General features: G+C 41.5%; 20 protein-coding genes and 3 pseudogenes. 14 read left to right on the top strand and 9 right to left on the bottom strand.

Annotated features, from left to right (window positions below):
* Nucleotides 1-206: 206 nt before the first annotated feature.
* The 4 genes and pseudogenes from NSB03_RS15355 to NSB03_RS15340 all read left to right on the top strand — a co-directional run.
* Entirely contained in the window at nt 207-584 is a 378-nt protein-coding gene (locus tag NSB03_RS15355) for a hypothetical protein (protein ID WP_257466495.1), read from the top strand.
* 7 nt (nt 585-591) lie between these two features.
* Complete coding sequence (gene tnpB / locus NSB03_RS15350; RefSeq protein WP_257466494.1) at nt 592-939, top strand: IS66 family insertion sequence element accessory protein TnpB; 348 nt, start codon at nt 592-594, stop codon at nt 937-939.
* A gap of 77 nt (nt 940-1,016) precedes the next feature.
* A complete protein-coding gene (tnpC, locus tag NSB03_RS15345; protein ID WP_159102148.1) occupies nt 1,017-2,570 on the top strand; it encodes an IS66 family transposase in 1,554 nt (517 codons plus the stop codon).
* Nucleotides 2,571-2,655: 85 nt separating this feature from the next.
* Nucleotides 2,656-2,892, top strand: a pseudogene (locus tag NSB03_RS15340) (hypothetical protein); the annotation flags it as partial.
* 81 nt (nt 2,893-2,973) lie between these two features.
* On the opposite strand, the gene NSB03_RS15335 reads toward NSB03_RS15340, so the two are convergent.
* The 8 genes from NSB03_RS15335 to NSB03_RS15300 form a co-directional block, all read right to left on the bottom strand.
* Complete coding sequence (locus NSB03_RS15335; RefSeq protein WP_024988023.1) at nt 2,974-4,605, bottom strand: RNA/DNA-binding domain-containing protein; 1,632 nt, start codon at nt 4,603-4,605, stop codon at nt 2,974-2,976.
* Nucleotides 4,606-4,659: 54 nt separating this feature from the next.
* A complete protein-coding gene (locus NSB03_RS15330; RefSeq protein ID WP_024988024.1) occupies nt 4,660-5,868 on the bottom strand; it encodes a DNA phosphorothioation-associated DGQHR protein 1 in 1,209 nt (402 codons plus the stop codon).
* A gap of 14 nt (nt 5,869-5,882) precedes the next feature.
* Nucleotides 5,883-6,302: a hypothetical protein gene (locus NSB03_RS15325; protein ID WP_128824417.1), complete on the bottom strand. Its 420-nt coding sequence runs from the start codon at nt 6,300-6,302 to the stop codon at nt 5,883-5,885.
* Between the two features lie 13 nt (nt 6,303-6,315).
* On the bottom strand, nt 6,316-7,896 hold the full coding sequence (locus tag NSB03_RS15320; RefSeq protein WP_024988026.1) for a DndE family protein: 1,581 nt from the start codon (nt 7,894-7,896) through the stop codon (nt 6,316-6,318).
* Nucleotides 7,886-10,000: a DNA sulfur modification protein DndD gene (gene dndD, locus NSB03_RS15315; protein ID WP_024988027.1), complete on the bottom strand. Its 2,115-nt coding sequence runs from the start codon at nt 9,998-10,000 to the stop codon at nt 7,886-7,888. The genes NSB03_RS15320 and dndD overlap by 11 nt, the downstream gene beginning before the upstream one ends.
* Nucleotides 9,997-11,337: a DNA phosphorothioation system sulfurtransferase DndC gene (gene dndC / locus NSB03_RS15310; RefSeq protein ID WP_004335930.1), complete on the bottom strand. Its 1,341-nt coding sequence runs from the start codon at nt 11,335-11,337 to the stop codon at nt 9,997-9,999. Before dndC ends, dndD begins: the two co-directional genes overlap by 4 nt.
* 39 nt (nt 11,338-11,376) lie before the next feature.
* Entirely contained in the window at nt 11,377-11,589 is a 213-nt protein-coding gene (locus NSB03_RS15305; RefSeq protein ID WP_128824418.1) for a helix-turn-helix transcriptional regulator, read from the bottom strand.
* Nucleotides 11,590-12,414: 825 nt separating this feature from the next.
* Complete coding sequence (locus NSB03_RS15300) at nt 12,415-12,918, bottom strand: RNA polymerase sigma factor (protein WP_024988028.1); 504 nt, start codon at nt 12,916-12,918, stop codon at nt 12,415-12,417.
* A 724-nt stretch (nt 12,919-13,642) separates the two neighbouring features.
* On the opposite strand from NSB03_RS15300, the pseudogene NSB03_RS20785 reads away from it, so the two are divergent.
* From NSB03_RS20785 to NSB03_RS15265, 7 genes and pseudogenes are all read left to right on the top strand, one after another.
* A pseudogene (locus tag NSB03_RS20785) lies at nt 13,643-14,009 on the top strand (DUF7825 domain-containing protein); the annotation flags it as partial.
* 44 nt (nt 14,010-14,053) lie between these two features.
* The gene (locus NSB03_RS15290) at nt 14,054-14,827 is read left to right on the top strand and encodes a M15 family metallopeptidase (protein WP_024988030.1); all 774 of its coding nucleotides are present in this window, start codon (nt 14,054-14,056) and stop codon (nt 14,825-14,827) included.
* Between the two features lie 75 nt (nt 14,828-14,902).
* Nucleotides 14,903-16,090 carry a THUMP-like domain-containing protein gene (locus tag NSB03_RS15285; protein ID WP_024988031.1) on the top strand — a complete coding sequence of 396 codons (1,188 nt, stop codon included), beginning with the start codon at nt 14,903-14,905 and terminating at the stop codon, nt 16,088-16,090.
* Between the two features lie 48 nt (nt 16,091-16,138).
* Complete coding sequence (locus NSB03_RS15280; RefSeq protein WP_024988032.1) at nt 16,139-16,786, top strand: hypothetical protein; 648 nt, start codon at nt 16,139-16,141, stop codon at nt 16,784-16,786.
* A gap of 17 nt (nt 16,787-16,803) precedes the next feature.
* A complete protein-coding gene (locus tag NSB03_RS15275; RefSeq protein ID WP_024988033.1) occupies nt 16,804-17,271 on the top strand; it encodes a Riean_0653 family protein in 468 nt (155 codons plus the stop codon).
* A 138-nt stretch (nt 17,272-17,409) separates the two neighbouring features.
* Entirely contained in the window at nt 17,410-20,220 is a 2,811-nt protein-coding gene (locus NSB03_RS15270; RefSeq protein WP_257466493.1) for a TonB-dependent receptor, read from the top strand.
* 163 nt (nt 20,221-20,383) lie between these two features.
* The gene (locus NSB03_RS15265; protein ID WP_121767422.1) at nt 20,384-21,313 is read left to right on the top strand and encodes a metallophosphoesterase; all 930 of its coding nucleotides are present in this window, start codon (nt 20,384-20,386) and stop codon (nt 21,311-21,313) included.
* A gap of 80 nt (nt 21,314-21,393) precedes the next feature.
* Here NSB03_RS15265 and NSB03_RS15260 read toward each other — a convergent pair whose 3' ends face one another.
* The gene (locus NSB03_RS15260; RefSeq protein ID WP_024988034.1) at nt 21,394-23,250 is read right to left on the bottom strand and encodes a mechanosensitive ion channel family protein; all 1,857 of its coding nucleotides are present in this window, start codon (nt 23,248-23,250) and stop codon (nt 21,394-21,396) included.
* 129 nt (nt 23,251-23,379) lie between these two features.
* Between NSB03_RS15260 and NSB03_RS15255 the strand changes: the two genes are divergently transcribed.
* From NSB03_RS15255 to NSB03_RS15245, 3 genes and pseudogenes are all read left to right on the top strand, one after another.
* Nucleotides 23,380-24,369 carry a calcium/sodium antiporter gene (locus tag NSB03_RS15255; protein WP_024988035.1) on the top strand — a complete coding sequence of 330 codons (990 nt, stop codon included), beginning with the start codon at nt 23,380-23,382 and terminating at the stop codon, nt 24,367-24,369.
* Nucleotides 24,370-24,535: 166 nt separating this feature from the next.
* Nucleotides 24,536-24,784 (top strand): annotated as a pseudogene (locus NSB03_RS20990) (DUF2264 domain-containing protein); the annotation flags it as partial.
* A 150-nt stretch (nt 24,785-24,934) separates the two neighbouring features.
* Nucleotides 24,935-25,852 carry an alkaline phosphatase family protein gene (locus NSB03_RS15245; RefSeq protein ID WP_024988037.1) on the top strand — a complete coding sequence of 306 codons (918 nt, stop codon included), beginning with the start codon at nt 24,935-24,937 and terminating at the stop codon, nt 25,850-25,852.
* Nucleotides 25,853-26,035 lie beyond the last annotated feature (183 nt).

Here is a 26,035-nt window from a genome sequence, read left to right as displayed (position 1 = left end):
ATCGTAACTAGTCATAAAAGTTTTTTAGGGCAAAGATACTAATTGTTGAGAAGCCCACATGATTTTATCGGTGAGCCCAAAACACATCTGAACGACATCTTTATTTTTACTAAAGCCACAATTGTTGTTACAAAGTAAGCATTCGGTAAAGTACGTATTTTTTTCTCAAACTTGCGTCATTGACTTTACGTCCAAAAAGTAAAGTTATGATGACACGAGAAGAAGTAGCAGAGATAATGAATTACTGCAAAGAGCACAAAGTGACTTATAAGTCAAGATTAGAGGAACTCAATATCCCCGTATGGCGGTTTTATGACAGCAAATCCCGTTATGCCGCCGAGCAATCATCTGGTAAAACGGCTCAAGGTGAGTTTATCGAGCTTCCGCACAGCGGATCTTTTGTTCCTGTTCCTTCATTTGCCGGTACAACCGGACGGAAACAGAAAAGCACACCGGCCACGCCAAACGGATTGAAAGAGATAGAAATACGTACCCCGGCCGGTAGTGCCATATGCATTTGCGGTGAGCTAAATGAAAAGGAACTGTTTTCAATCATCCAGGCCTGCAGCCATGTTCAGCCTTAATGACAGCATGCACTATCTGTTATATAACCGCCCGACTGATATGCGCAAAAGTTTTCATACTCTCAGCGGTGTCATCACCGACGCCATGGGTCAGGACCCCTGCAACGGCAATGTGTATATCTTCATAAACCGTGCCCGTAATCGTATAAAGCTCCTGCATTGGGAGCCGGGCGGCATGGTGCTGTACTCCAAACTTCTGGAAGCAGGAACCTTAGGAAAACCTGATTCTGCCAATGACAATGAGGTCTGTACAAATATAGAATGGCGGGAACTTGTCATGATTGTGGAGGGTATCATGGAAGACCGCGACTCTCGTCGCACGAGACTTGAAAACCTGAAGAAACTTCGAAAATAGTACCCATTTTTTACTCTGTTTGCTTTTGTATGTCATTGGATTTTAGTATATTTACATTGTGAAACAATGAGATGCAGATGCTTACGGAAGAACAGGAAAAAGCCTTATTGGAAGAATTAGAGCAGCTCCGTCATGATAAAGCGGCGCTTATCAGCAGGGTTTCCTCACTGGAACAATCCCTATACTGGCTTCGGAAAAAAGTCTTTGGCCGGATGAGCGAGAAGAATCTTCCGCTCGATCCCAACCAACTGTTCCTGTTCTCAAAAGCAGAAATGTCCTCCATGGAAATATCCCGAATGAAGAAGGAAGTCCGCAAAAGCGATGAAGAAATCACCAGAACCATAAAAGTCAGGGAGAAGCCGGCTCGCAAGCCCTTGGATACATCTTCTCTTTCGGTAGAGGTTGTTGATCTTTACCCCGAAGGGACAACTGATGCGGAAGGTCGGCTTAAGGATGATTTCATTGAAATCGGAAAGGAAGAGAGTTCACGCCTGGAACGTGTTCCGGCAAAATTATATATCCTGAAGACTGTCCGTCACAAAGTGATAAGTAAGTCCGATATGGAGAAATACCCTGAGGAAAGGCAGATTCTGATTCACCCTCTACCTCTTGTTCCGGTCAGTAAATGTATGGCAGGCGCCTCGGTCCTGACGGACATTATCATCGGCAAGTTCATGTATCATCTCCCGTTCTACCGTCTGATACAGCAGTATCGCGAATCAGGAATCAGCATAAGCGAATCTACCATGTGCGGATGGTATGAAATGGCGGTAGAGAAACTCAGGTTGCTGTACAACCTGCTCAAACAGAAGATACTCTCCAGTGAGTATATACAAGTGGACGAGAGTGTCATTCCTGTGCTGGACAATGAGAAACATAAGGCGAAAAAGGGGGATGAGTGGTGCGTGCGCGACGGCATCACGGGAGACGTCATGTTCCATTATGACCGTGGCAGCCGTTCGGGTATGGTAGCCCGTGAACTGCTGGGATGCTACCATGGCATTGTGCAATGCGATGGCTATGCAGCTTACGAACAGTTTGAGCGGATGAAAGGAATCACTCTGGTCGGCTGTTGGGCACATGTCAGAAGGAAGTACGTGGATGCCCTGGAAGAAAATAGGACGCTGGCCACACAGGCAATACACTACATCGGCAAGTTGTACAAGATAGAATCTGAAGGACTCACAGCTGAAGAGCGTAAGGAGAAACGTATCAGTGAGGCCTATCCGCTGATACTTGAATTTGAAAAATGGCTGCAGGACACCTATCTTAGAGTGCTTCCTAAAAGCCGTATGGGTAAAGCCATCGAATATACGTACACGCTTCTTCCAAGACTTTCCAGATACGTAAACGACGGAAGAATCGAAATTGATGACAACCGTATAGAAAATGCCATAAGACCTTTGGCTTTGGGAAGAAAGAACTATCTGTTCTGCGGCAACGATGCATCCGCATACAGGGCTGCCATCGTATACTCACTGATAGCCACCTGCAAATCAGCAGAAGTAGACCCTAGAATCTGGATGGAAGATGTCCTGAGCAAAATCCCATATTATGAGAGGGATGAGAAGAATATGGAAGAACTTCTACCACGTAATTGGACAAAATCCTATCAAACTTGTTCCGAATAGATACTATTAGTTCCGAATCAGCTACGAATAGCACCGGTTCGGAACTAATTCACAAAATTTGCAACGTGGTTTACCGAATGCTTACGAACAACTTGCAAAGCTTAGGCAACTTATAGACTATTCTATAGAAAGTTGGGTTTCGGTATTGGCTAATCACCGCGCCGAACAATCGAAACTTATTACCGAGCATGAATCCAATATGCGCAAAATCCTCAGATGTAATGAGGGTGTTTGGTACTCAGATTTTTGGATGAAAGTCTTGGTGATATTCTTGCTCGTCTATACAGTGGGGGTGGGATTAATTGTATATTGCGCCACTTGAAGTATCACATATAATAGTCAAGGTTTGCGCTGTTTTTAACTTGCCAGCAAATTACCGGCAAGTTAAATTCTTGTTATGTAGTTATTTTTTGCGACGATATTTCTGATTTGGGTCGTTGGGTTTTTCGGGAATAGTACGTTCAAGAACACCGAGCTCTATTAAGGAAGTAATATACTTCTGCCGATTTTTAGATTGATTGGAAATTTTCAACCTATCCATAATCTCCTGCGCAGTCCTCGGTACGGAACAAAAGTTCCTAATATCCTCTTCTTTCTTTGTCAGTTTACGAGTAACCAAGTTTACGCGAGGTTGGTTACTTTCCTTGTCAGCTTGGTTACTTTTATGCTCATTAGCAGTCATAACTTGGTTACTTTCTGCTTGAACTTGGTTGTTTTTTTCATTAGCTTGGTTACTTTTACGCTCATTAGCAATCATAACTTGATTACTTTCTGCTTGAACTTGGTTACTTTCGCGAGGTATGGTAATAACAAACTCGTTGGCGGCATGAGTGATTTCTTTGTCTTCTACCCCATTTGAAAAAGCGGCATTTGGATTGTATTCAAGCGCACGGCGCACCCCACTTCCTGCTCCGGTATAGGGCAACAAGTAATTTGCATTCGTGAACAAAAACATATTTCGAGGCATTGATGTACCATTCTTAACATCCTCAATAGTTAATCCATTTGGCAAGGTTCCCGGACTGTGAATTTCTACACGATTGTCAAATATGAAAATACGAATCGGAGACTTAATATTCAGCGAGCGGTGTACAAGTGCATTAACGACATACTCGGTAAGACTTTCGTAAGGTATCTCCAGTTCACCTATAGAATTGAATTCCTTTTCAACCTGAACCTTACGCAGATTGCGAGTAAAGAAATTCATAATGGTACGGAATTGATGGAGCAAGTTACCCTCAATTTCCATATCATGCATTTTATCTCGGAATTGTGTACCACCAACAGAATTACCGATATAGCTGATACATTTTGCTGTCATGACAGGTAGCCAACGTTGCGTATATTTGCCGAATAGCAGCATTGCCGCAACATTAATTTTGCCATCCGGACGGATGAAATGTAGATTTCTGAGCAATTTTTCGATGGTTGTTCCTTTTATAATGGTTTCGGCCATTGCATCAAGCGAATAATCTTTCATATTCAACTCGTCGATGTTTTTCCCTTTAAATACTGGTGCAAAACGGCTCATTAGATAAAGTTTGATAGTATCTGCATCCAAATCATCAATAGTGGCATTAGGTACAGCAGCCTCGTCAGGGGCAAAACTACCGCATTCACTCATCATCTCCGCAAGCTCTGAATTGTCGAACACCTTACGTTTGTCTGCACCATTCTTCACCCATATAATCCCCTTGTTGTCATGATATGGCTTGTTCTTACCTTCTGGAATTGTGGCGATAACAACTCCACCACCTTTCACTGGAACATTCTCCACTTCTATTAGTATATTGGGAATAACATTTTCTGATGCAATATTTGTCAGTAGATTTGTCACTTCCTGCAATTCTTGATATGACAGAGCATTGATTACCCCCGTCTTGTCATTTATGCCTATGACAAGTTGTCCACCACGAGAATTGCAAAACGCCACTATCTCGCAACTTATGTCATATCGATCATTCGCACGCTCCTTAAACTGTAACTTTCCATCCTCTGCCAAGTCACGCATTTGTAGTAGTTCTTGCTCTGTCATATTCTTTGATAATAATTTTTGCTTATTATATGTTTCAGCTTTAACTCGGATACTTTATGGTTCCTGTAGAAATCTAATGTCAGACTCTATTAAATCTGCGTCTGTCAAAAAACCTAATTTATATTTTAGGATACGTCTAAGTTTCACTTTCCCTCCTCCTGACAAAGAAAAATAATCACTAGTATAATCAACGTCTGAAATTAATGAAATATATTTTTCAAATGAATCTTGAATGCCTTCATTCTCAATGATAGCTTTCAATATATCAAACAACACAGATATGCCTATTGTCTTAGTAATGACACTATCTGCTGACGCATTTTTCCATAGAATTTCATTCACTGCATCAAAATACCTAAATATAATTTCATATATTTCTTCGTCTTTGTTTTCTATATACAAGTTCCTTAATACAGAAGTATCTCGTTTGCCATTACTTTCCATTTTTCCCAAATCAGAACGAGTACCAGTTCCAGACCACAAAGAACGTTTCATGGCAAGGAAATCTCTATCTTTTTGAGGATTAGAAGATATGAGGTGCATGATGCCTTCCACCATAGCTGCCGTTGACAATAGCCATTTTGTTCTATCTGTAATTTCTTCTATTGACGAGAAAAGCGGGGCTAACTTTATCTTTTGATAAAGCGGAGAATCTTTTCTAAAATTAAATTTTCGAGTAAGATAAACAGCTAATTTTTCTGGCGACCAGGTATTTGAAGGTTTGTCTTCAACATCATATCCAAAAAGTTCTAAAGCCAAGCTTTTATCAACTCTTTTTTGATTACCGTTTATTGTAGCGAAAAGATATGCTTGATAAGGATTGGGTAAATCCAAAAATATGGAGCAGACTAATTCTATATCCTTAAATTGTTCTTCTGTATAAGAGAACGCATTAAGCCTATGTTGACCGTCAATTATTAGTGATGAAACTTCTGACGGAATTTTTATTTCAAAGCAATCAGAAATAGAAGTTGGATGTATACTCCATCTTTTAGACTGCTCTTCTATAATATTTCCTTCATTGTCAACGTTTGCGGCAACTAAAATAGAAGTAGGAAAGCACATCTCGGCAGATTTTATAAAATTCGCGATTGCCTTTAATCTCGGCAATTTAAGAGGTCTTTGATTTCCGACCAATTTCCCCTCTTTATTATAACGAGCAACAGAAGATGTTGAAATCTCAAGTAAATCTTTTGCTTTGATTTTTGCAATAAAGAAGTCTCCAAGAGGTTGGCTAACTCTTATTCCATATATTTTTTTCATACGATAATATAATTCTATATATCTCCTCCAAGTGGACTTGTCGGATTTTTGAAAATATTTCTATGTCTATTCTGATACCACCACAACCAGCAATATAAGAAATAAACAAGTATAGATATAATTAGAGCAGCAATCTCAGATCGTTTAAGAATACCAACTACTATAATTGATGCCAATAATGGTACAACTAACCATGCAATACCGTAAAAGTCATCGTTGTCATCTCTAGTTTCTGACTTGTTGTCTATCATTTCTAAGATTCTTTCTGCAGAAGCACATACAGAAGCAATAGCAATTGTAATTAATCCAATTGCCACGTCTTTACATCCTATATCCAGAAACAGAATAGACATCCATATACTGCTAGATCCACATATTAAGAAAAATAATATGAAGAACATCAATTTGCGCCTATGTGATTTTATCCAGTCCATAATTTTTCTTATATTATTTTTCTTTCCAATACTGAACAACTTCAAACAAGTCGCCTTTTTGCAATTCTTTAATATTAGATACACATTGTCCGTTATCTAATTTTTCAAGATTTCGCAGAGTTCGAGATCCATCCTTTTCACTCAGACCTAAGAATTTGTTTATTGCTTTTGTATTATTAAGGTCGTTTATCGGTAAAAGGAATGCTGTTTCACATTCTTGCGAGAAATCGAAATTGCCTTGGTTATACTCCGATATGCCTTGAGAGAGAAGAACTATAGAGACTCCATATGACCGAATTTTTCTAAGTAAAACTTCCAAAATCTCCAAAGACTTTTTTTCTCGGAATAAATCGTGAGCTTCATCAATCATTAACACATAACGCATGCTTCGGTTACCATCAATGACTTCTGTGCCACCCATATTTGTGAACACATTAAAGATGTAGTTAATGATGAGGAAGATTGACGTGAATCGAACCGTACTATCCAGCTCACCTGATAGAGAAAAATAATAATTGTTATTTAGGAAGATACTTGGATCATTAACTCTTGACGCAAAGAGTTCATATTCACTAAGACGTTCCATAATCTCAGTAAGAGTGTCACGGTTATCGCCAACCGATTCAATTACCAAATCATAGATTTCCTTCAATGAAGGATGCTTACCGTCCTTATGTTGAATAAACGCTTCTTTGGTAGCATCTTTTAGTGTTTGTTGCTGCCTCTTGCCGATATTGGAGTATTTAGCAATAATGTCAACAAACTTATTTATACCTACCAGTTTGTTCTTTTCGTTAACATTGTCAATGAATGAAACGGGATTCAAAGGGAATGGTGTATGAGGCGCATTTATACATTCTGTATGAGTTTCTGTAAAAAAGTCACTCATTTTGTTTTTGTCATCCTCACTCAATCCCTTAAAATCAAGGAACAAGAAGTTGACTTGCCCTTGCGTCTGCTTATATAGTTGACGAAGAAACTCAAGTGCGAATTGAGTCTTACCGGAACCTGACTTTCCGGCAACAGCAATATGCTGATTATTGTAACGAGTGGAATCGTTGAAACAGCAATATATATTCTCACCTGTCGAAATATTATAGCCCACTTTTATTTGGATTGGTCCTGAAAAGGTAGTTTTTGTGATATGTTGATTTCGATTTTCAACACAATCAAATCTTTCAGGAGTATCCTCAATCAAATCAACTCCTTTTCTGAAGTATTCAGTTAAGAAATCGAAGAAAGTATATTGTGGATTGTTTTCAAACAGATAATTTATCTTTTCTAATCCATGGTCAATATGCAACTTTATATATTTGGGAATAAGCTCATCATTTTTAGTTATTCCATATGCCTGACAAATTAAGGCAATATAGAAATCTCTATACTGTCCATCAAACAGAATATGGTCTTTGTATTCTTTTCCTTGTGAATCGTAGGTAGAAAATTCCTGTTGGGTAAAGCGTTTTCCCGTAGACAAAGAATAGCCTAATGCAATACGAGCTATCACATTTTCTTTTGTACCCCCAGTAAGTTTTTTTGTTAATTGGGTTACAATGGCTTGATTTTCGCCAGATGTTTTGATGTTAATTTGCATATCCGCTATTGTTGTATTCTTCGAAAAGATTTTCTGGTTTCACTTCAACAAAGTGTGAACCATTCTTCTCATTATTTATTAAATAGGATTTATTCACAATCGGTTGAATATATTGATATTCTTCTTCCGTCAATTCTTTTTTAAGAAGGGGAAAGAGAATCACTTGTTTTGAAACATTTGGATAGAACTTCGTGAGTACATTCTTTGTATGTTGTGGGTCAAATTTCTGCATAGGACTATCTATGAAAACAGGAAAATCAATTTCTGTTTCATCAACCAAAGCACTTAACAGCGCAGATGCAAACATCTGGCGTTCACCCATGGAAAGAATGCTATTGTCAATTTTCTTGTCATCATATCCAAATAGGCAGATGTCAACATCATCGCCATTGCCATTGATGTCAACAATTACCTTTTTAACAAGATTGGTCTTGTGCAAATATGATTGAAGTTTTGTCTCTAATTTCTTCGCAAGAGCCTTTTTCTTTTCATCTTTGAAGCGAATAAGGAATTTTTGTATCGTATTGATCAGACGCGTAGCCTCATTGTCAACTGCGCGGTTCTGATCAGACACATTTATTTTTTTAGAGAGAATCTCCTTTTGCTTTTTGTGAGCAATCACTTGTTCTTGAAGTGATTCTATTTCACTTTGTCTTTTCCCGATCTCAATACCTATAGAATCTATCTGACGGTCGATATTCTCTTTTCGGGTTCTCAAATCTTGAACATAATCGCTCTCTGCCTTTTTCTCAGCCTCTCGAATGTTCTTTTCGATTGTGTATAATTCTGATTTAGCCTTGGTGTATTTGTTAATTAGATTTTCAAAAGAGGACTTACTATCTTTGATTTTCGCAATAATATGCGTAAATTCATCAATCTGTCCTTGGCTAAAGTCATGCAACGTACTGAAGTGCTCAAACTTACTTTCATCAGAAACATTGTAAAAATGCTTTTTGATGAGTTGTCTGATTTGAAGCTCGTAGAAGTCTCTAGTCTTTATATCTATTGAGAAATGAAGTTCTTTCTTTGCTTCTTCAATATCGCCAAGTATGACATCAGTTTTATCATTAACTCCTTCCAACTGAAGCTTGTTCTGCTTATACGCTTTTTCTGTTTCTAATTGGGTTGAAAGTTCAGCCATAATACCTCCAGCCAAACCAAATGGAATAAGACTGTATAAATCTTTAAGACTGTCATCTGCTTCCCTTAACACTATGCCAAGTTCCTCCTTTCGATTATTCAATTTTTGCAATTCATCGGCTGACATCATATCGCCTTCACGAATCAATCTTGATTGAAGTTCGGCAGAATTATGACGTTTAAACACTCTGTCTTCTTCCAAATTAGATATTTCTTCGATCAATCTGCCAATTTCTCCTTCTTTAAAATCAATATCTGCGATTAGCCCATTAAACTCGCGCTTCTCTTGAGGTTTAGCAGATGATTTCCTATAATCATCCTGAATTCTAACCAACTCATTTTTGAGATCTTCGTATTTCTGTATGCCAAGAACTTGAGAATATGCAAGACTTAAATCTTTTCGTTGTTCTGGAGTATTTATTTGAGCAAATGAAACTATCTTTTCTGCATCAAAGAAAAAGAATTTTGCAATCTCTATTGGAAGTATGTAATCCCGAATAAATATTTCCTCTTCTTTTGCAATTTCCTCTTTTGATCCCGTGAACAAATCGTTTTTCCGGCCATCAATCAGAATTTCTAACTCGTCATCATAATTTGTTGCACTATCATAGGAACGAACAATTGTTATCTCGGTGCAAGGCGTATCAGGAATTTCTACGTCCGTAAATGTAACGGACACAGAGAACCGAGTTTCGCCTTCTTTCTGTGCAGCAAAGTTGAGACTATTACCAATGTATTTACTATAACCTCCTTTTTCGTCAATTTCTTTACGATATAGTTCATCAACCTTCCCCATGTTCTTACCATATAGGCACCAAACTAATGACATGAGAAAAGTTGTTTTGCCGAAACCATTATTACCACTGACGATAATCAGATTCCTATTCCCATCGGGAAAAAGTTCAATCTTATTCTTCCCTTTATAAATTCGGAAATTATTAAGTTCTATTTCGCGTATCGTCATGATTTCTTTTTATTTACAAATTCCTCTAAACGAGATTCAATTTCTGTTTTCAAGCCACGGCGTCGCTGCATGAGTGACTTGCTTTTCTGAAGCATAAGAAGTTGCTCTATCAATTCACCTTCTTCAAGGTTCTCTTGGCAAATTTCTTTCATCAAATCTGCTTCCAATTTGTTTTTTATCTTGCCCTCTTCCATATTTAATGAGGAATTATAGATTTTGTTATATATTTCTGATACTTGATGTGCAAAGTTAAAATCTCGATACCAATTCACTTGAATTGCAATCAATTCTTGATCTGTAATGAGTTTTATTTCAGGATTATATTGTTGCAATTCATGTTGAACATTTAACAGCCCTTCCAACATTTTCGCTCTATATGTGAAAGTGTAGGATCCCATATCGTTCACGGCTCTTCTTCCATCCCGTCGCAACGGGAACCGATTCTCAATGATATTCCGTTCTTGATCCAGTTTTAACCTAAAATCATAAAGCGGTTGCATCCATTCTCGCCCATTTTTTATAAGCGAACGCATGGACTTATCATCCTTCACAACAGTACAAGTCCAACAACCGAAACGACTTTGACCACAAGAACCATGACTTTTGTCTGTTACAACGGTTGGACATTCGTAATCGTCCGCACTCGCATCAACATAAATGTTAAACAGGATTTTGTTATCAAATCCCCAAGGAGATGGAATGGTATTTATTATGTACCAGACTTCTTCTAACATCAATTCTTTGATTGGTGCATAGACATATGTATTTGTCAACAGAGTATGATTGGTAAGTCGCTTGCCATGAATTTCATGTTTCTTGATGGAACGAGCGCGAGTTGCACTTTCAGCCTTTCTTGTTCCTATTAAAATTATAGCTTCCCCACACTCGTCAACTTGTTCAATTATGAAACGAGCAGTAGGTTTAATTTTCATTTTCTCTGTACACCATCTAAATGCTGTGTTCGGGACAGGATAACCTTTCCCGATAACATTCACCCAAAATGAATCTTCCAATCGAGGCGTAGTCTTCCGGACAAAAATAGGCAAATCTTCTTCTCTCGCTTTTTTTTCTATCTGTTCAAGAACTTGATCAACATACGATGCAATTATAGGATTTTCAACCATTGTATCATTACATACTACATATATTGGTCTACGAAGTTGAAATGGCCCCGGTAGTTCTTTTAATTTTTCGAGCGCAATCCATACAAGCATTAATAATACTGTTGAATCTTTTCCTCCACTGAATCCTATAATCCATGGTCGGGTTGATTCATCAGCATACGCATACTGGTCAAGAATTTCATCTATTATATATTCAATACGTTTATTCCTCATTTCGGATTTTTATCATAAATCAGACATTTGATTTATAGGTTAAAAAGTTTTAAAGTCTTTATTCACTAAATCGGTCAATTCGACATCTAATAGGTGTGATATTTTAATTAGGGTTTCAATATCTGGCTGAGAACTATTTGTACACCATTTTGAAACGGTGGATGGGTTGACATTTAATTGCTCACACAACCACTTATTTGTTCTCTTCTTCTCCGCTAAAACAACTTTCAGACGATTTATATCTGTTTCCATCTTGGCAAAATTTGTTATTTGCTCACAAAAATAGTGATTTCATTTCACTCGACAAAAGAAATGGATTAGTTTATGATGAAAATAACCAGAAATACTGATTTGAATCATTATAATAAACACAGTTGCTATAGAAGTTCTATTTATATGTTATCAATACACGTAGTGTCGGAGTTAGTGTCTTAGTTGGTGTTAGAGTTGATATTAAAAGTGTCAGAGTGTCCTTACTATCTATGTCTATAGTGCTAATACATTCTTGTCGCAAACCTCAAAAATAATTGCGACAACATCATGCTTTATGTCAATAGATGGTACTTGTATTTGTTAAATGGGCTTAGTACAGTCTTCGCTCCTGCTTGTTTCTGCGTAAACAATGCGTAAACAAACTATTTCAGTTAGGGGGATTTAGTGAATTTCATAGAGGATAGCGAATTTTGCAACTAACTGATATTCAACAAGGATTAATAAAACGGACTATCACAGAATATCATCTTATCGTTCTCATAATCTGGAGGTCCCTGGTTCAAGCCCAGGCTGGTCCACAAATAGAAAACCTCATAAACAATAGTTTATGAGGTTTTCTATTTTGATACTCCATCCTTCCTTGAAATATGGGGCCAAGCAGAAATATGGCTAAATTGGTGGAAAATCACCTCGAAACACATCACTGTTGATCTATTGTTGACCTCAAATCGATAGGTCAAAAGATAAGATTACATAGAAAAACTCCCATAAGTATTCAGCTCACAGGAGTTTTTCTATGCAATCCCATTCAATTCTTTTACTCTAATACCTATTAATTTAATATCAACTGAAAAGCTATAAAGTTTAGCGGAAGTCTTTCAACTCTTCCTGTAATTTCTGGCGAGTAAAGAAAATACGGCTCTTTACTGTACCCAATGGAAGATTCAGTTTATCTGCAATCTCACGATATTTGAATCCGGCTACATGCATAGCAAACGGCACTCTATATTCTTTAGGCAAAGCGTTGACTACGCGGCGCATCTCCTTCAAGTCATAAGCCCTTTCTGTACTCTCATATGAGGAATCCTGCGGCAGGTTGATATGATAAAGATTATCGGTCTGATCAACAAATGTCTGATCGCGTACAACCTTGCGATAATTATTAATAAAGATGTTCCGCATTATCGTATACATCCATCCCTTGAAATTTGTGTCAGGGGTATATTTATCTTCGTTATCCAACGCCTTTAATGAAGTTTCCTGTAACAAATCGTTTGCTTCTTCACGATCGGTCGTCAGTTTGTATGCGAAACGGAGTAATTCGTCCTGTACTCCCACCAGGTCTTTTTTGAAGCTTAAACTTTTCATATGCGTTACTTTTAATATGTGAATACTCAGCGTAATAATTTTGATGGTGCAAGTTTACGGGAATTCAACAGAAGTGACAGGTCAAGAACAAATATTGTTTAGGGGAAAATCTATCAGCGGATAGTTTTTAGGTCATTTTAGATAGATTTCGGGTGGTGCTTGGAGTATTTTATAATAAGAAAATCCCATTTTGATGTCACACTTGACTCAAAATGGGATAACACAAACAAAACAAACAATATTAGCGATTTTCACAAACAGCTGTTTCTTTTTCCGATTAAAGATTTATAAGACTTATTTAGATTATGTCGCCAAGACATTAACAAAAACAAAAGTATTACTTTATTGTAATATAGTAGATAGGATCTAAGAATAGTTATAAAGAATAATTGTTTTATGTATAAATAATCGTATTGGACTATAAAAAATAATTTTTTATGATCTGTTATACAAAAGGATAATCCATTTATTTTCTTATATATTGCAAGCTGTACTTTTTAAAAACAATATAATTCTCCCAGGACCTCTTTTCTTACAAAAAATAAATTTCCATATCTAGGCAATATACAATCAAACACCTATTCTTTTTATCTATGGCTGAGAAGGGCAGAACGTCCGAATCGTCAATAAAGGGAAATATAACGAGAGCACAGAGTATCACCCGCGCACTCCACATCCGTTACTGGTAGAAATATATTATCCTCAGGGAGAGTATCTCGACGGAAAAGGATGCATAGACAGCTCACGCATAAGCAGGATTTCCATGCTCACACCAACGCACAGGATGGGGGCCGCCGAAAAGGCCAACCGACCTGATACTGCAACAGATGATGAACATCAGTCCACTGCATAATCGGGAGTTGGAGAAACAGCTTGTCGCATTACTCGCCGAACTTCCCGAAAAACCAATCAAAGACTTAAAGAAGTTATTGGAAATCTATGCGGAACGGCTATCAATCAATAACAGCAAAGCCGAAGATGAACGCGTCCGACACCTATTGGATGTATGGAAAAGCGTAGCCAATCTGAAGAAAGCAGTAGCTAAATATCAGGCGATAGAAAGAACTACAACAAACGCTTATTGGAGTTAAAGCCAAAAAGAAGTATCTTTGGCGCACTAAATACAAAAGCCCGAATGAGATTTCTAAAATACAGTTTGCCCATTCTCTGCCTGCTACTAGCAGAATGTACTTCCGTCTTCGGTCACAAGGAAAAGGGAAGCCCCGACATAGCGGAATACGAGCATCCATCGGATGACATACAACTCCGGAAAGAATGTCCTCCTGCTCCGCAACCGGCGAAAAGCGCAATGGCTCTCTATATGGACTCTTTAGGACTGGTGAACGTTGCCGAACTAGACAGCAGTCTGGCCGTTAAACTGATGTACACACAAGCCGACAATTTCACCGGGGAAGTGCTTTATGACAACCTGTCGGAAGCCTATCTGCATCCAGACGCGGCATATGCCCTTGTGAAAGCACAAAGAGCATTGAAAAAACTACACCCGTCTTACAGTCTCCTCATTTATGACGCCGCACGCCCGATGTCCATACAAAAGAAAATGTGGGATGTAGTGAAAGGAACATCTAAATACAAATACGTGTCCAACCCGAACCGTGGCGGAGGACTCCACAATTACGGGCTGGCAGTAGACATCAGTATCCAGGATTCTTCGGGACAACCATTACCAATGGGTACAAAAGTAGACCATCTAGGCGTAGAAGCGCATATCACCCAAGAGAACGAACTGATACGTAACGGAAAAATGAGCGAGGCAGAGCGACAAAACCGGATACTGTTACGAAAAGTAATGAAAGAAGCCGGATTCCGTGCATTGCCCAGCGAATGGTGGCACTTCAACTTTTGCAGCCGTGATGTAGCCAGGCAGAAATACAAGGTAATACCATAACCCAATGTTCAGCAATAACCGTACTATCACTGTTATACGACATAATAATACCCTATACAACGTAACAATACGCATATGCAAATCTCTCCCGAAACCCAACTATTCATTCGTAAACACCAGTCGGACGATATACGCGCCTTAGCCTTACAAGCTAAAAAGTATCCGAATGTAGACATGCCGACTGCCATCACCCAGATAGCCGGACGACAGGTTGCCGCCGAGAAAATCCCATCATGGAAAGAAATAGAAGACATATGGTATCCGAAACATTTGTCACTGGAACAATGCTCTTCGGAAATCACCGCCCGCTACAAGGCAAGCCTCCTGCAAGGTGAATCTTTGACCGACCTTACCGCAGGCTTCGGGATAGACTGCTCTTTCCTTGCCAGCAATTTCAAATCGGCCACTTATGTAGAACGTCAAGAAGAACTTTGCGAAATAGCCACACACAACTTTCCCTTACTCCATCTGAATCACATTACCGTCAGAAATGAAGATGGCATAGCCTACCTGCAAGCAATGTCTCCCGTAGACTGCATATTTCTCGATCCTGCCCGCCGCAACGAGCATGGCGGCAAAACCGTAGCCATCTCCGACTGCGAACCAGACGTAGCCGAACTGGAGGAACTTTTACTAAGCAAAGCCAACCGGATAATGATAAAACTCTCTCCCATGCTCGACCTTTCATTAGCACTGAAAGAGCTGCGACATACGCAGGAAGTCCATATCTTGTCCGTCAACAACGAATGTAAAGAGCTACTGTTATTACTCGGACAAAACCCGCCGGCAGAAGTCCCAATCCACTGCGTAAACCTCTTCACAAAAGGAGAACAGGAAGAACAACACTTCGTATTCACCCGTGAACAGGAGCAGCGCAGTGAATGTGCCTACACGGATGCATTAGGCAACTATCTGTATGAGCCGAATGCGTCTCTCCTGAAAGCCGGTGCTTTCCGAAGTACCGCCACAGCCTACCCGGTAAAGAAACTGCATCCCAACAGCCACCTTTATACTTCCGATACGCTGATTAGCGGCTTTCCCGGAAGAATCTTCCGTATCGTCAACCAATGCAGTTTCAATAAGAAAGAAATAAAAGAAAGCCTGGCAGACCTTAAGAAAGCGAACCTCACCGTCCGCAACTTTCCGGCTACCGTGGCCGAACTACGCAAACGCATCAACCTGGCAGAAGGGGGAGATACCTACCTATTTGCCAGCACATTAAATAATGGCCAAAAAATTCTGATTCGTTGTGAGAAGTTCTAATATATTTTCTACTTTTGCAAAAAGGACGTATTATCTAAACTAATCTATATGAAGCGAACACTGATAAAAGCGATTTTATTATTCATTGTGATCACTTGCCACTCTTCCCTCTTCGCACAAAGGGATTTCAAGAGACACGAGTTCACCTTTCATGCGGGCTATGGTGTTATGCTCCATAATCCTCCCTCACTGACACTGACCACCCATAGTTACCAACGCGACCTCGCACAAGGCGTAAGCTGGAATGGGCAATATACTTTCCGCCCTCTCAAACGCTTTGTTTTCGGCGCAATCTACTCCGGATTCTCCTCCAAAGGCAGTCATCCGGAAGGAAAAGACCACTTATGGACTCATTTCATGGGCGCCCAGATTGGTATGTGCAATGCTTATACAAAGCATTGGCAGGTTCGTGTGGAAACCGGCCCCGGTGTCGTATTTCTACGAAATAACAGTCAGGTATTCGGTAAAACACGAAAAGTCAACGCCTGTAGTATCGGACTTCTTACCCAAGCCGATCTTACCTATAAACTGACTCCCAATGTAGGAATCGGACTGGGAGTACAATATATGTTCAGCGGACTTTTCAAGATGAGGTCTCATTATCATGGAGAAACGATTGATGTAAAATTCAACTCAAATAATGACTCAAACCTCACACGACTAAATATAACGACGGGATTATCCTATTATTTCTAACATTTATTGTAATAGCCATGAAGAAATCAATACTCATCCTTCTCACTATTCTCAGTTTTTGGAGTTGCATGGAAGATGACACAGTCGATATCACAGTCCTGCCCTCCGCCACAACTACGGGTGCCGATACATTCGGCTGTCTTGTAGACGGCTGGATTTATGTAGGTGGGCGGTACCTTGGATGGGGACACTCAAACACATGGACTCACGACTCATTCCGCTATAATGAAGAAGAGGATAAACTATCCGTTTCCGTCACTGTGAAGCCTGCAATCAGCATCTATTTCACCCTGTTATCCCCTAAAGAAGGTAAAGAATCAGTGATTACGGACGTGCGGTTCGAAGGGGAAGAGTTGGAAGACGGAACAGCCTTTATAAGCCGCTTCGATACGAATAAGCGAATAATCAGCGCGACATTCGGCAATGGCGAACGTCTCACTAACGGACGTTTTGATATTCATTACACTATACTCGGAAGCGATTAACCGTTCAATCCGATAGCCCCTCAAAAATGTTGTAATACAAACGTAGCATATTTGTTACGCGTTATTCAAGCAACTGTAAAGAGTAAGAAACCTTAGCTCTCTACTTTTGCGGCAAATAATTAACGCACGCTAACATTTATGAAACGACTTTTAAAATTACTCCCATTCGTTCTTTTAGTCATGAGCACCGGCGGTAACACTTTTGCAGAAGAAAAAGTGAACGTAGTGAAGCAAGGTACTATCCGCGGACGCATTGTGGATACTTCCAAACAAATTCTTCCGGGAGCATCCATCTACATCGAAAAGCTACACACCGGAGTGACCAGTGACATCAACGGTTACTACACTTTCGCCAATCTTACTCCGGGCACATACACAGTAAAAGTCAGTTACGTAGGCTACTCGCCTGTCGAAATGCAAATCACCATCCCTGCCGGAAAGACACTCGAAAAAGACGTGATACTCAATGAAGGGCTCGAATTGCAGGAAGTGGTGGTAGGCGGAGCTTTCCAGGGACAACGCCGCGCTATCAATGCGCAGAAAAACAACCTTGGAATCACCAATGTAGTTTCAGCCGACCAGGTCGGCAAATTCCCCGATTCCAATATCGGCGATGCCCTGAAACGTATCAATGGTATCAATGTGCAATATGACCAGGGCGAAGCCCGTTTCGGACAAGTGCGCGGTACTTCCGCCGACCTTAGTTCCGTCACTATCAACGGAAATCGTCTCCCTTCTGCCGAAGGCGATACACGCAACGTACAACTCGACCTTATCCCTGCCGATATGATACAGACAATCGAAGTCAGCAAAGTGGTTACTTCGGACATGGATGGAGACGCCATCGGCGGGTCTATCAACCTCGTTACGAAAAGTACTCCCTACAAACGAATGTTCAGTGCCACAGCAGGAACCGGATACAACTGGATAAGCGAAAAAGCCCAACTAAACCTGGGACTTACCTACGGTGACCGTTTCTTCAACAAGAAGTTAGGAATACTGGCAGCTATCTCTTATCAGAATGCTCCGGGAGGTTCTGACGATGTAGAGTTTGAATACGACGTCAACAAGCAAGGGGAAGTAGTCATGGTGGAAGCACAAAAACGCCAGTACTACGTGACCCGCGAACGCCAAAGCTATTCACTGGCTTTCGATTACGAGATAAATCCGAATCACCGGCTGACACTGCAAGGTATCTACAACCGCCGCCATGACTGGGAAAACCGTTACCGGGTGACCTACAAAGACCTGGACAAGACCGGACTGGACGACAAAGGTAAAATGCAGCAAGCCGCCCAAATAGAAACCAAAGGGGGGACACCCAACAACAGGAACGCACGCCTGGAACTTCAACAGACTATGGACTTCAGCCTGGGTGGAGAACACCAATTCGGCAAGCTGTCTGTGGATTGGGGCGCATCCTATGCACGTGCCAGCGAAGACCGTCCGAACGAAAGATATTTCAACCTGAAACAGGACTTTCTCGGATTCAACGTTGTAGACGCAGGCGGCCGTTTCCCGTACGTGACAACAGACGTAAGCCTGCACAACGGAGAAGTGGACGGTGAAAGAGGAAAATGGAAAGTAAAGGAACTGACCGAAAGCAACCAGGAAATCTATGAAAATGACCTGAAATTCAAAGTCAACTTCGAGCTGCCACTCACAAACGGTATCTACGGAAACAGCCTAAAGTTCGGAGCCAAATACGCATCCAAGACCAAAGACCGTGACGTAGCTTGCTACGACTATGCGGACACATACAAAGATACGTACAACACTGAATACATGAATAACCTCAGCAGTCAGATTCGCGACGGCTACATGCCGGGCAGCCAGTACAAAGCAACTGATTTCGTATCCAAAGAATACCTGGGTTCACTCGACCTGAAGAATATGGAAGGAGAACTGGTGCTTGAAGAGTCTTCCGGCAACTACCACGCCAAAGAGAACATCACTTCCGCCTTCTTCCGCTTCGACCAGAATCTTGGAAAGAAGATAAAACTGATGCTGGGACTACGTATGGAAGCTACCCATATCAAATACAACGGCTGGAACTGGAACGTGGATGAAAACGAAGACGAAAGCCTTGAACCTACCGGAAACCACAAGAACAACTATGTCAACTGGCTTCCCAGCGTATTATTCAAATATGATGTAACAGATGATTTCAAAATCCGCGCTTCTTTCACCGAGACATTGAGCCGTCCCAAATATTCCGCGCTGATTCCATGTGTCAATATCAACCGCAGCGATAACGAGTTGGTCATGGGTAACTCCGACCTGACACCCACCCTCTCTTACAACTTCGATTTAAGTGCAGACTATTACTTCAAAAGCGTCGGACTGGTCAGCGCCGGTATTTTCTACAAGAAAATCAATGACTTTATTGTAGACCAAGTAATTGGCGACTATATGTATCAAAATAACGAGTACAAGAAATTCACCCAGCCCAAGAATGCAGGCGACGCCGACTTATTCGGTGTAGAACTTGCCTACCAACGCGACTTCAGCTTCATTGCTCCCGCACTGAAATGTATCGGATTCTACGGCACATACACCTATACTCATACCAAAGTGAACAACTTCAACTTCGAAGGGCGCGAAAACGAGAAAGACTTTTCACTACCCGGCTCTCCCGAACACACAGCCAATGCTTCACTTTACTTTGAGAAAAAAGGTTTCAACGTACGTCTCTCCTACAATCATGCATCAAGCTTTATCGACGAGATGGGCGAAGTTGCCGCATTAGACCGTTATTACGATACCGTAGATTATATGGACTTGAACGCCAGTTATACATTCGGCAAGAAAATAAAGACAACGTTCTATGCAGACGCTACCAACTTGTTGAATCAACCGCTTCGCTATTATCAGGGAACCAAAGACCGCACAATGCAGTCGGAACACTATGGTGTAAAAATAAATGCCGGCGTAAAAATCAACTTCTGATACTCTCCGGACACCGGATTCATTCCTTTAAAAGGAAACCCTCGTTCCTTTAAAAGAAACGGAGCATTGGTTTAAAAGGAACAGCCCTTTCCTTTTAAAGGAACAAGCCGAAAGTCCGGGAGTGACAAGTGTTATATTATAAACCACTAATTATCAACAGAATATGAAGATTAAAAGTTTATTGATTCTCGTACTGATTTCCATTTGCAGCTTCGTCCAGGCACAATTGGACTACTCTATATTTGACAAGAAGTTTAACTTCTATGTGGCGAATGATTTAGGACGCAACGGATATTACGACCAAAAGCCCATTGCCGAATTAATGGGTACGATGGGGGAAGAAATCGGCCCCGAGTTTGTAGTGGCTACCGGAGATGTTCATCATTTCGAAGGAGTACGCAGTGTGAACGACCCTTTGTGGATGACCAACTACGAACTGGTTTACTCTCACCCGGAACTGATGATTGACTGGTTCCCCGTCTTGGGAAATCACGAATATCGCGGCAACACGCAAGCCGTACTGGATTATACCCATGTCAGCCGTCGCTGGACAATGCCCGACCGCTACTACACCCGGACATTCGAAGACAACGGCGCCACTATCCGCATCGTATGGATAGACACGGCTCCGCTGATTGACAAATATCGTAATGAAAGTGATAAATACCCCGATGCCTGCAAACAGGATATCAACAAGCAATTATCATGGTTGGAGTCCGTGCTCGCCAATGCCAAAGAAGAATGGATTATCGTAGCCGGACATCATCCCATCTATGCCTATACTCCGAAAGAAGAGAGCGAGCGCCTGGATATGCAAAAACGTGTGGATTCCATCCTGCGGAAACACAAGGTAGACATGTACATCTGCGGACACATCCATAACTTCCAGCACATCCGCATTCCAGGAAGCGACATCGACTATATCGTTAATTCCGCCGCATCTCTGGCGCGCAAAGTGCAACCTGTTGAAGGGACAAAGTTCTGTAGCCCCGAACCGGGTTTCTCCGTCTGCTCCATCGACAAGAAAGAACTCAACTTACATATGATAGATAAAAAAGGGAATATACTCTATACGGTCACCCGGAAGAAATAAGTTTCCTTGATGATATAAATTCTACTCTCAGTGAAAAAACACACGACACAAGGTGTCTCTTTCGTGATGAAAGGGACACCTTATACTTTATCGGTCTTATCTCCCTGTCCCGTCTGATTCGCTGAATCGCTATTTCTCAAATCATCTTTTGGAATCGTCGTCTCGTTTCCATCACGTACAGCCATGTAATGCGGTGACATGATTTCTATTCCCGCTTCATTGAATTTATCCTGTATATTCTGGTGCAAGTCTGAATAAATCTGTGCCATCTTAGCCGCTTCTTTGATATAGGCATTAATCTGATAAACCGGATACCAGTCACTCAAAGACGTTTCCAACACGAACGGGCGCGGGTCGTCCACCACTCCGGGAGTATTCAACGCAGCATCAATCAATATTTGATTGACTTGCCGCCACGGGATATCATATCCGATAGACACTTCCGAATGGATAATCAGTCCGTACTCGCGTGCCGAAGTGCTGTAATTCACGGTATGCGAGGACATGATAAACGAATTGGGGACAGTGACCACCTCATTTTTCGGTGTACGGATGCGGGTGACAAGCGGTGTTTTCTCAATAATATCTCCGGTAGCATCGTTCAGCTTAATCCGGTCGCCCATCTTGAACGGACGCATATAGGTAATCACCAGTCCGGCAATGATATTACCGATAACCGTGCTTGAACCGAGCGAAACAATCAATCCGACAAAAACGGAGATTCCCTGAAACACACCGGAACTAGCCCCTGGCAAATAAGGGTAAATCATCGCAATCATAAATGCATAAAGCAGGAATCGGATGATATGGAAAGTCGGCATCGCCCAGTCCGGATAGAAACCGTTGATTTTAAGACGTCCAACTTCCACCTCACGCGCCAGATAAAGTACCAGACGCACCAGATACTTCACCGCATACCAGATAACGATAATAGTAAACAACTTGGGAATATAATCCACGATACTGACAAAGATACCCCGAATCGGATTCCATATATATCCCAGCAATCGGTATGCCAGCCCTTCTGTCTGCGGGAATATGATAAAAATAAGAGGAACGGTGAACAGCAGTTGCAACGCCATCAGGATATACCGCCCTACACTAGCGAGAAAGACCAGCAGGTTGGCCTGCTTCTGCGTATCAAGCAATTCATATCCTTGAATGGAGACAGGCTTTATCTTCGTATCCTTCAACCGCAGGATTCGTGCTTTCACTTTACGGAACAACCAGTTCGTGAGACGGAAAAGTAAATACTGACCGACAATCACCAACACGAAATAAAGAATCCGCTTTACCATCCGCCAAATGCTATGTTCAGCCTTCATCTCATGCAGTTTGGAGACAACATTCTCCCGTCTCTCTTTGGCAAGGGAGTCACGAGAAACACCTTCCCACAATGCATCCTGGTCTGTGAGTGAAAGCAACACCTTATTGCCGTACATCAAATCGGAAACAATATCCGAATGGTCGATAGAAACGGAATCGGGACGGAGATTGAAGCGTTTCCCCAGTTCCTCAACTGCCATGCCTGTCATTTGCGCCCGTTGCTGGGGAGTATATCCGCCACGTTTGGTAAAAAGATAGAATAAGGTATCGCCATCCGCCACTACAGGTATTCCCTTCGTGAACTGGCGCAAAGAATCAATGCGCTGTCGTTGCTGTGCGTATTTCACGGAATCGGCGGTAGCCATCTGGAGTTTCATTTGCTCCATCTCCATACGCATATTCGCTTCATTGAGCCGGGCTTCTTCCAATGTCTTTTGCAAATTTGCCACATAAGCCGAGTCTGAATCCCGCTTCAAGGCGGGATGTGTCTCGGCTATGGTATCTCCGGCAAATATCTTTTTGACAGCTTGCTCCAACTGTGCCTGCGCCCCTATCGCCCCCAAAGACATCAGCAACACCAACACCATTTTTTTCATTCTATTCATCTCCATATCCTATTTATTCGCTGAAAGTGAATTAAGGTTAATCCTTTTTTATTCTAAAAACAGAACAAACATACGGATTGTTTTTGACATATCAACTTCCAAAATGATTATCTTTGCAAACAAACAGAAAAAAGTATGAATATATTATTTCTTATAGGAGGACTCATCCTCATTCTTTTAGGTGCCAACGGACTGACAGACGGATCGGCTTCGATAGCCAAACGCCTTCGTATCCCACCTATTGTTATCGGACTTACCATTGTCGCATTCGGCACTTCTGCCCCAGAACTGACAGTCAGCGTCGCTTCCGCCCTCAAAGGCAGTGCAGACATAGCCATAGGCAATGTGGTGGGTAGCAACATCTTCAACACATTGATGATTGTAGGTTGCACCTCCCTGTTTGCCCCGATTGTCATCACCCGGAATACGCTCAGGAAGGAGATACCGCTCTGCATTCTTTCTTCTGTCGCCCTGCTGGTATGCGCCAATGATGTCTTTCTTGACAAAGCTTCGGAAAACATCCTAAACAGGGTGGATGGCCTATTATTGCTTTGTTTTTTCGCCATCTTCATGGGATATACCTTCGCGATTGCCCGTACTCCGTCCACGCCTCCCACGGGTGACTCCCAGCAATTCGCTCACCCCACCGAAGAAGATGAAATCAAATTGCTCCCCTGGTGGAAATCCAGCCTTTATATTCTTGGCGGGCTCGCCGCACTTATTTACGGCGGACAATTATTCGTCAATGGAGCTACAGGTATTGCCCGCAACCTGGGTGTCAGCGAATCGATTATCGGACTGACGCTGGTTGCAGGAGGTACTTCTCTTCCTGAACTGGCAACGTCTATCGTTGCCGCATTAAAGAAAAATCCGGAAATTGCCATTGGAAATGTAATCGGCAGTAATCTCCTCAATATTTTCTTTGTACTAGGATGTAGTGCCAGCATCACCCCTCTCCATCTTAACGAAATTACCAACTTCGACCTGTTTACATTAGTAGGTTCCGGTATCCTGCTCTGGTTCTTCGGGCTGTTCTTTGCCAGACGGACGATTACGCGAATAGAGGGAAGTATTATGGTGCTTTGCTATGTGGCATACACAGTGGTGCTGATTTATAACGCATAAATATAGAAGAAAGCTTCCGGAATTGAGCCCGACTTGGGACGGGCGAAATAAAGACGTGACTTATATGGAATGTTTCGGACGATTAATGGCAGGGCTGGCTCCCTGGCTGTCATTAGCGGACGACGACACTCCGGAAGGAATCAATCCGACGCAGACAACTCCGCGAATGGGAAAAGGGCAAGTTCGTGCCGGCATGACGGCTGTCATCAAACGTATGTTTGGAAATAACCGCAATTTCAACACGAAAGATTTCCTCACGCTAGGCTTCAACAGTTCCCAAGCCGGCATTTCGGATTATTATACCAATAATGGAAGCCTATATATGGCGTCACTCACTTTCCTGCCGCTAGGTCTTCCCGCAGACGATCCCTTTTGGACAGATGCTTTACAACCATGGACTTCGAAGAAAGCATAGGATGGAGAAATTTTTCCGAGAGGTCATTCTTATCAGGAGGAATAAAGAGTAATCAGTACTAAATAATAGTCCTACCTTGTATCTATTATCGTTAGCTATGACCTCACATTAAACAACGAATAAAACATTAACCATATAAATAAAAATATCATGAATAGACAGATGCTCTTAACACTACTTACTATATTTGCTTTACTCTTCAGTCTCAGTTTCTCTTGCAATGCCAAGGGAAAAGACAAAGCCAAACACGTTGTCTTTATCGGACTGGATGGCTGGGGTGCATATAGCCTGCCCAAAGCAGACATGCCCAACGTCAAGAAACTAATGGAAGACGGCGCCTACACACTCAAGAAACGGTCGGCACTTCCTTCTTCCAGTGCCATCAACTGGGCATCCATGTTTATGGGAGCCGGACCGGAACTTCACGGATACACCGAATGGGGCTCTAAAACTCCGGAGCTTCCGTCACGCGTATTGAACAAGAACGGAATCTTCCCCACTGTCTTCCAATTGCTGCGCGACGCCCGCCCAGAAGCGGAAATCGGCTGTTTGTACGAATGGGAAGGAATCAAATATTTAGTAGACACCCTTTCGATGAGTTATCATTACCATGTTGCCGATTGCAACAAAGCTCCCAAAGAATTAGGCAATGTAGCATCCTCCTATATAAAGGAGAAACATCCGGCTCTCGTTGCCATCTGTTACGACGGTCCCGACCATACGGGACATACTGAAGGACATGACACTCCCGCCTATTATGAAAAACTCAAAGAGTTGGATACCTATGTCGGACAAATTGTCCAAGCTGTAAAAGACGCAGGAATCCTTGATGATACTATTTTCATATTAACTTCCGACCACGGTGGCATTAACAAAGGCCATGGCGGCAAAACAATGCAGGAAATGGAAACAGCTTTCATTATTTCTGGCAAGAATATTAAAAAAGGACTTCGTTTTGATGACATGAGCATGATGCAGTATGATGTAGCTTCTACAATAGCATCTATTTTCAACCTTGAGCAACCACAAGTGTGGATAGGCAGACCGATGAAGATGGTTTTCAAATAATCACTCCGGAATTATTCTATACTGGAAAGGGAAAGGAGAAGTTGGAAACCAGACTGATTTCTCCTTTTATTGTCCTGCTCCTCAAACATCCTTAACTTTGCCTCATTATTTAGAGCCTGTTTAAATTTTCCTGAGATTATGTTAGATAGGCTTTACCGACCTGTTTTTATTCGTCACATAGTC

The sequence above is a fragment of the Bacteroides acidifaciens genome (assembly GCF_024623065.1).
Taxonomy (GTDB): domain Bacteria; phylum Bacteroidota; class Bacteroidia; order Bacteroidales; family Bacteroidaceae; genus Bacteroides; species Bacteroides acidifaciens.
Note: the sequence above shows the minus strand (reverse complement) of the source record. Positions and strands in the feature narration are given on the sequence as shown.

What these genes read in the sequence shown, in the direction of transcription:
- dndC (WP_004335930.1), bottom strand. Translation starts at nt 11,337, where the DNA reads ATGAGGAATAAACGTATTGAATATATAATAGATGAAATTCTTGACCAG.
- tnpC (WP_159102148.1), top strand. Translation starts at nt 1,017, where the DNA reads ATGCTTACGGAAGAACAGGAAAAAGCCTTATTGGAAGAATTAGAGCAG.
- NSB03_RS15280 (WP_024988032.1), top strand. Translation starts at nt 16,139, where the DNA reads ATGAAGCGAACACTGATAAAAGCGATTTTATTATTCATTGTGATCACT.
- NSB03_RS15275 (WP_024988033.1), top strand. Translation starts at nt 16,804, where the DNA reads ATGAAGAAATCAATACTCATCCTTCTCACTATTCTCAGTTTTTGGAGT.
- NSB03_RS15285 (WP_024988031.1), top strand. Translation starts at nt 14,903, where the DNA reads ATGCAAATCTCTCCCGAAACCCAACTATTCATTCGTAAACACCAGTCG.
- NSB03_RS15320 (WP_024988026.1), bottom strand. Translation starts at nt 7,896, where the DNA reads ATGCAAATTAACATCAAAACATCTGGCGAAAATCAAGCCATTGTAACC.
- tnpB (WP_257466494.1), top strand. Translation starts at nt 592, where the DNA reads ATGCACTATCTGTTATATAACCGCCCGACTGATATGCGCAAAAGTTTT.
- NSB03_RS15355 (WP_257466495.1), top strand. Translation starts at nt 207, where the DNA reads ATGATGACACGAGAAGAAGTAGCAGAGATAATGAATTACTGCAAAGAG.
- NSB03_RS15245 (WP_024988037.1), top strand. Translation starts at nt 24,935, where the DNA reads ATGAATAGACAGATGCTCTTAACACTACTTACTATATTTGCTTTACTC.
- NSB03_RS15325 (WP_128824417.1), bottom strand. Translation starts at nt 6,302, where the DNA reads ATGGACTGGATAAAATCACATAGGCGCAAATTGATGTTCTTCATATTA.
- NSB03_RS15265 (WP_121767422.1), top strand. Translation starts at nt 20,384, where the DNA reads ATGAAGATTAAAAGTTTATTGATTCTCGTACTGATTTCCATTTGCAGC.
- NSB03_RS15300 (WP_024988028.1), bottom strand. Translation starts at nt 12,918, where the DNA reads ATGAAAAGTTTAAGCTTCAAAAAAGACCTGGTGGGAGTACAGGACGAA.
- NSB03_RS15305 (WP_128824418.1), bottom strand. Translation starts at nt 11,589, where the DNA reads ATGGAAACAGATATAAATCGTCTGAAAGTTGTTTTAGCGGAGAAGAAG.
- NSB03_RS15270 (WP_257466493.1), top strand. Translation starts at nt 17,410, where the DNA reads ATGAAACGACTTTTAAAATTACTCCCATTCGTTCTTTTAGTCATGAGC.
- NSB03_RS15255 (WP_024988035.1), top strand. Translation starts at nt 23,380, where the DNA reads ATGAATATATTATTTCTTATAGGAGGACTCATCCTCATTCTTTTAGGT.
- NSB03_RS15330 (WP_024988024.1), bottom strand. Translation starts at nt 5,868, where the DNA reads ATGAAAAAAATATATGGAATAAGAGTTAGCCAACCTCTTGGAGACTTC.
- NSB03_RS15335 (WP_024988023.1), bottom strand. Translation starts at nt 4,605, where the DNA reads ATGACAGAGCAAGAACTACTACAAATGCGTGACTTGGCAGAGGATGGA.
- dndD (WP_024988027.1), bottom strand. Translation starts at nt 10,000, where the DNA reads ATGACGATACGCGAAATAGAACTTAATAATTTCCGAATTTATAAAGGG.
- NSB03_RS15260 (WP_024988034.1), bottom strand. Translation starts at nt 23,250, where the DNA reads ATGGAGATGAATAGAATGAAAAAAATGGTGTTGGTGTTGCTGATGTCT.
- NSB03_RS15290 (WP_024988030.1), top strand. Translation starts at nt 14,054, where the DNA reads ATGAGATTTCTAAAATACAGTTTGCCCATTCTCTGCCTGCTACTAGCA.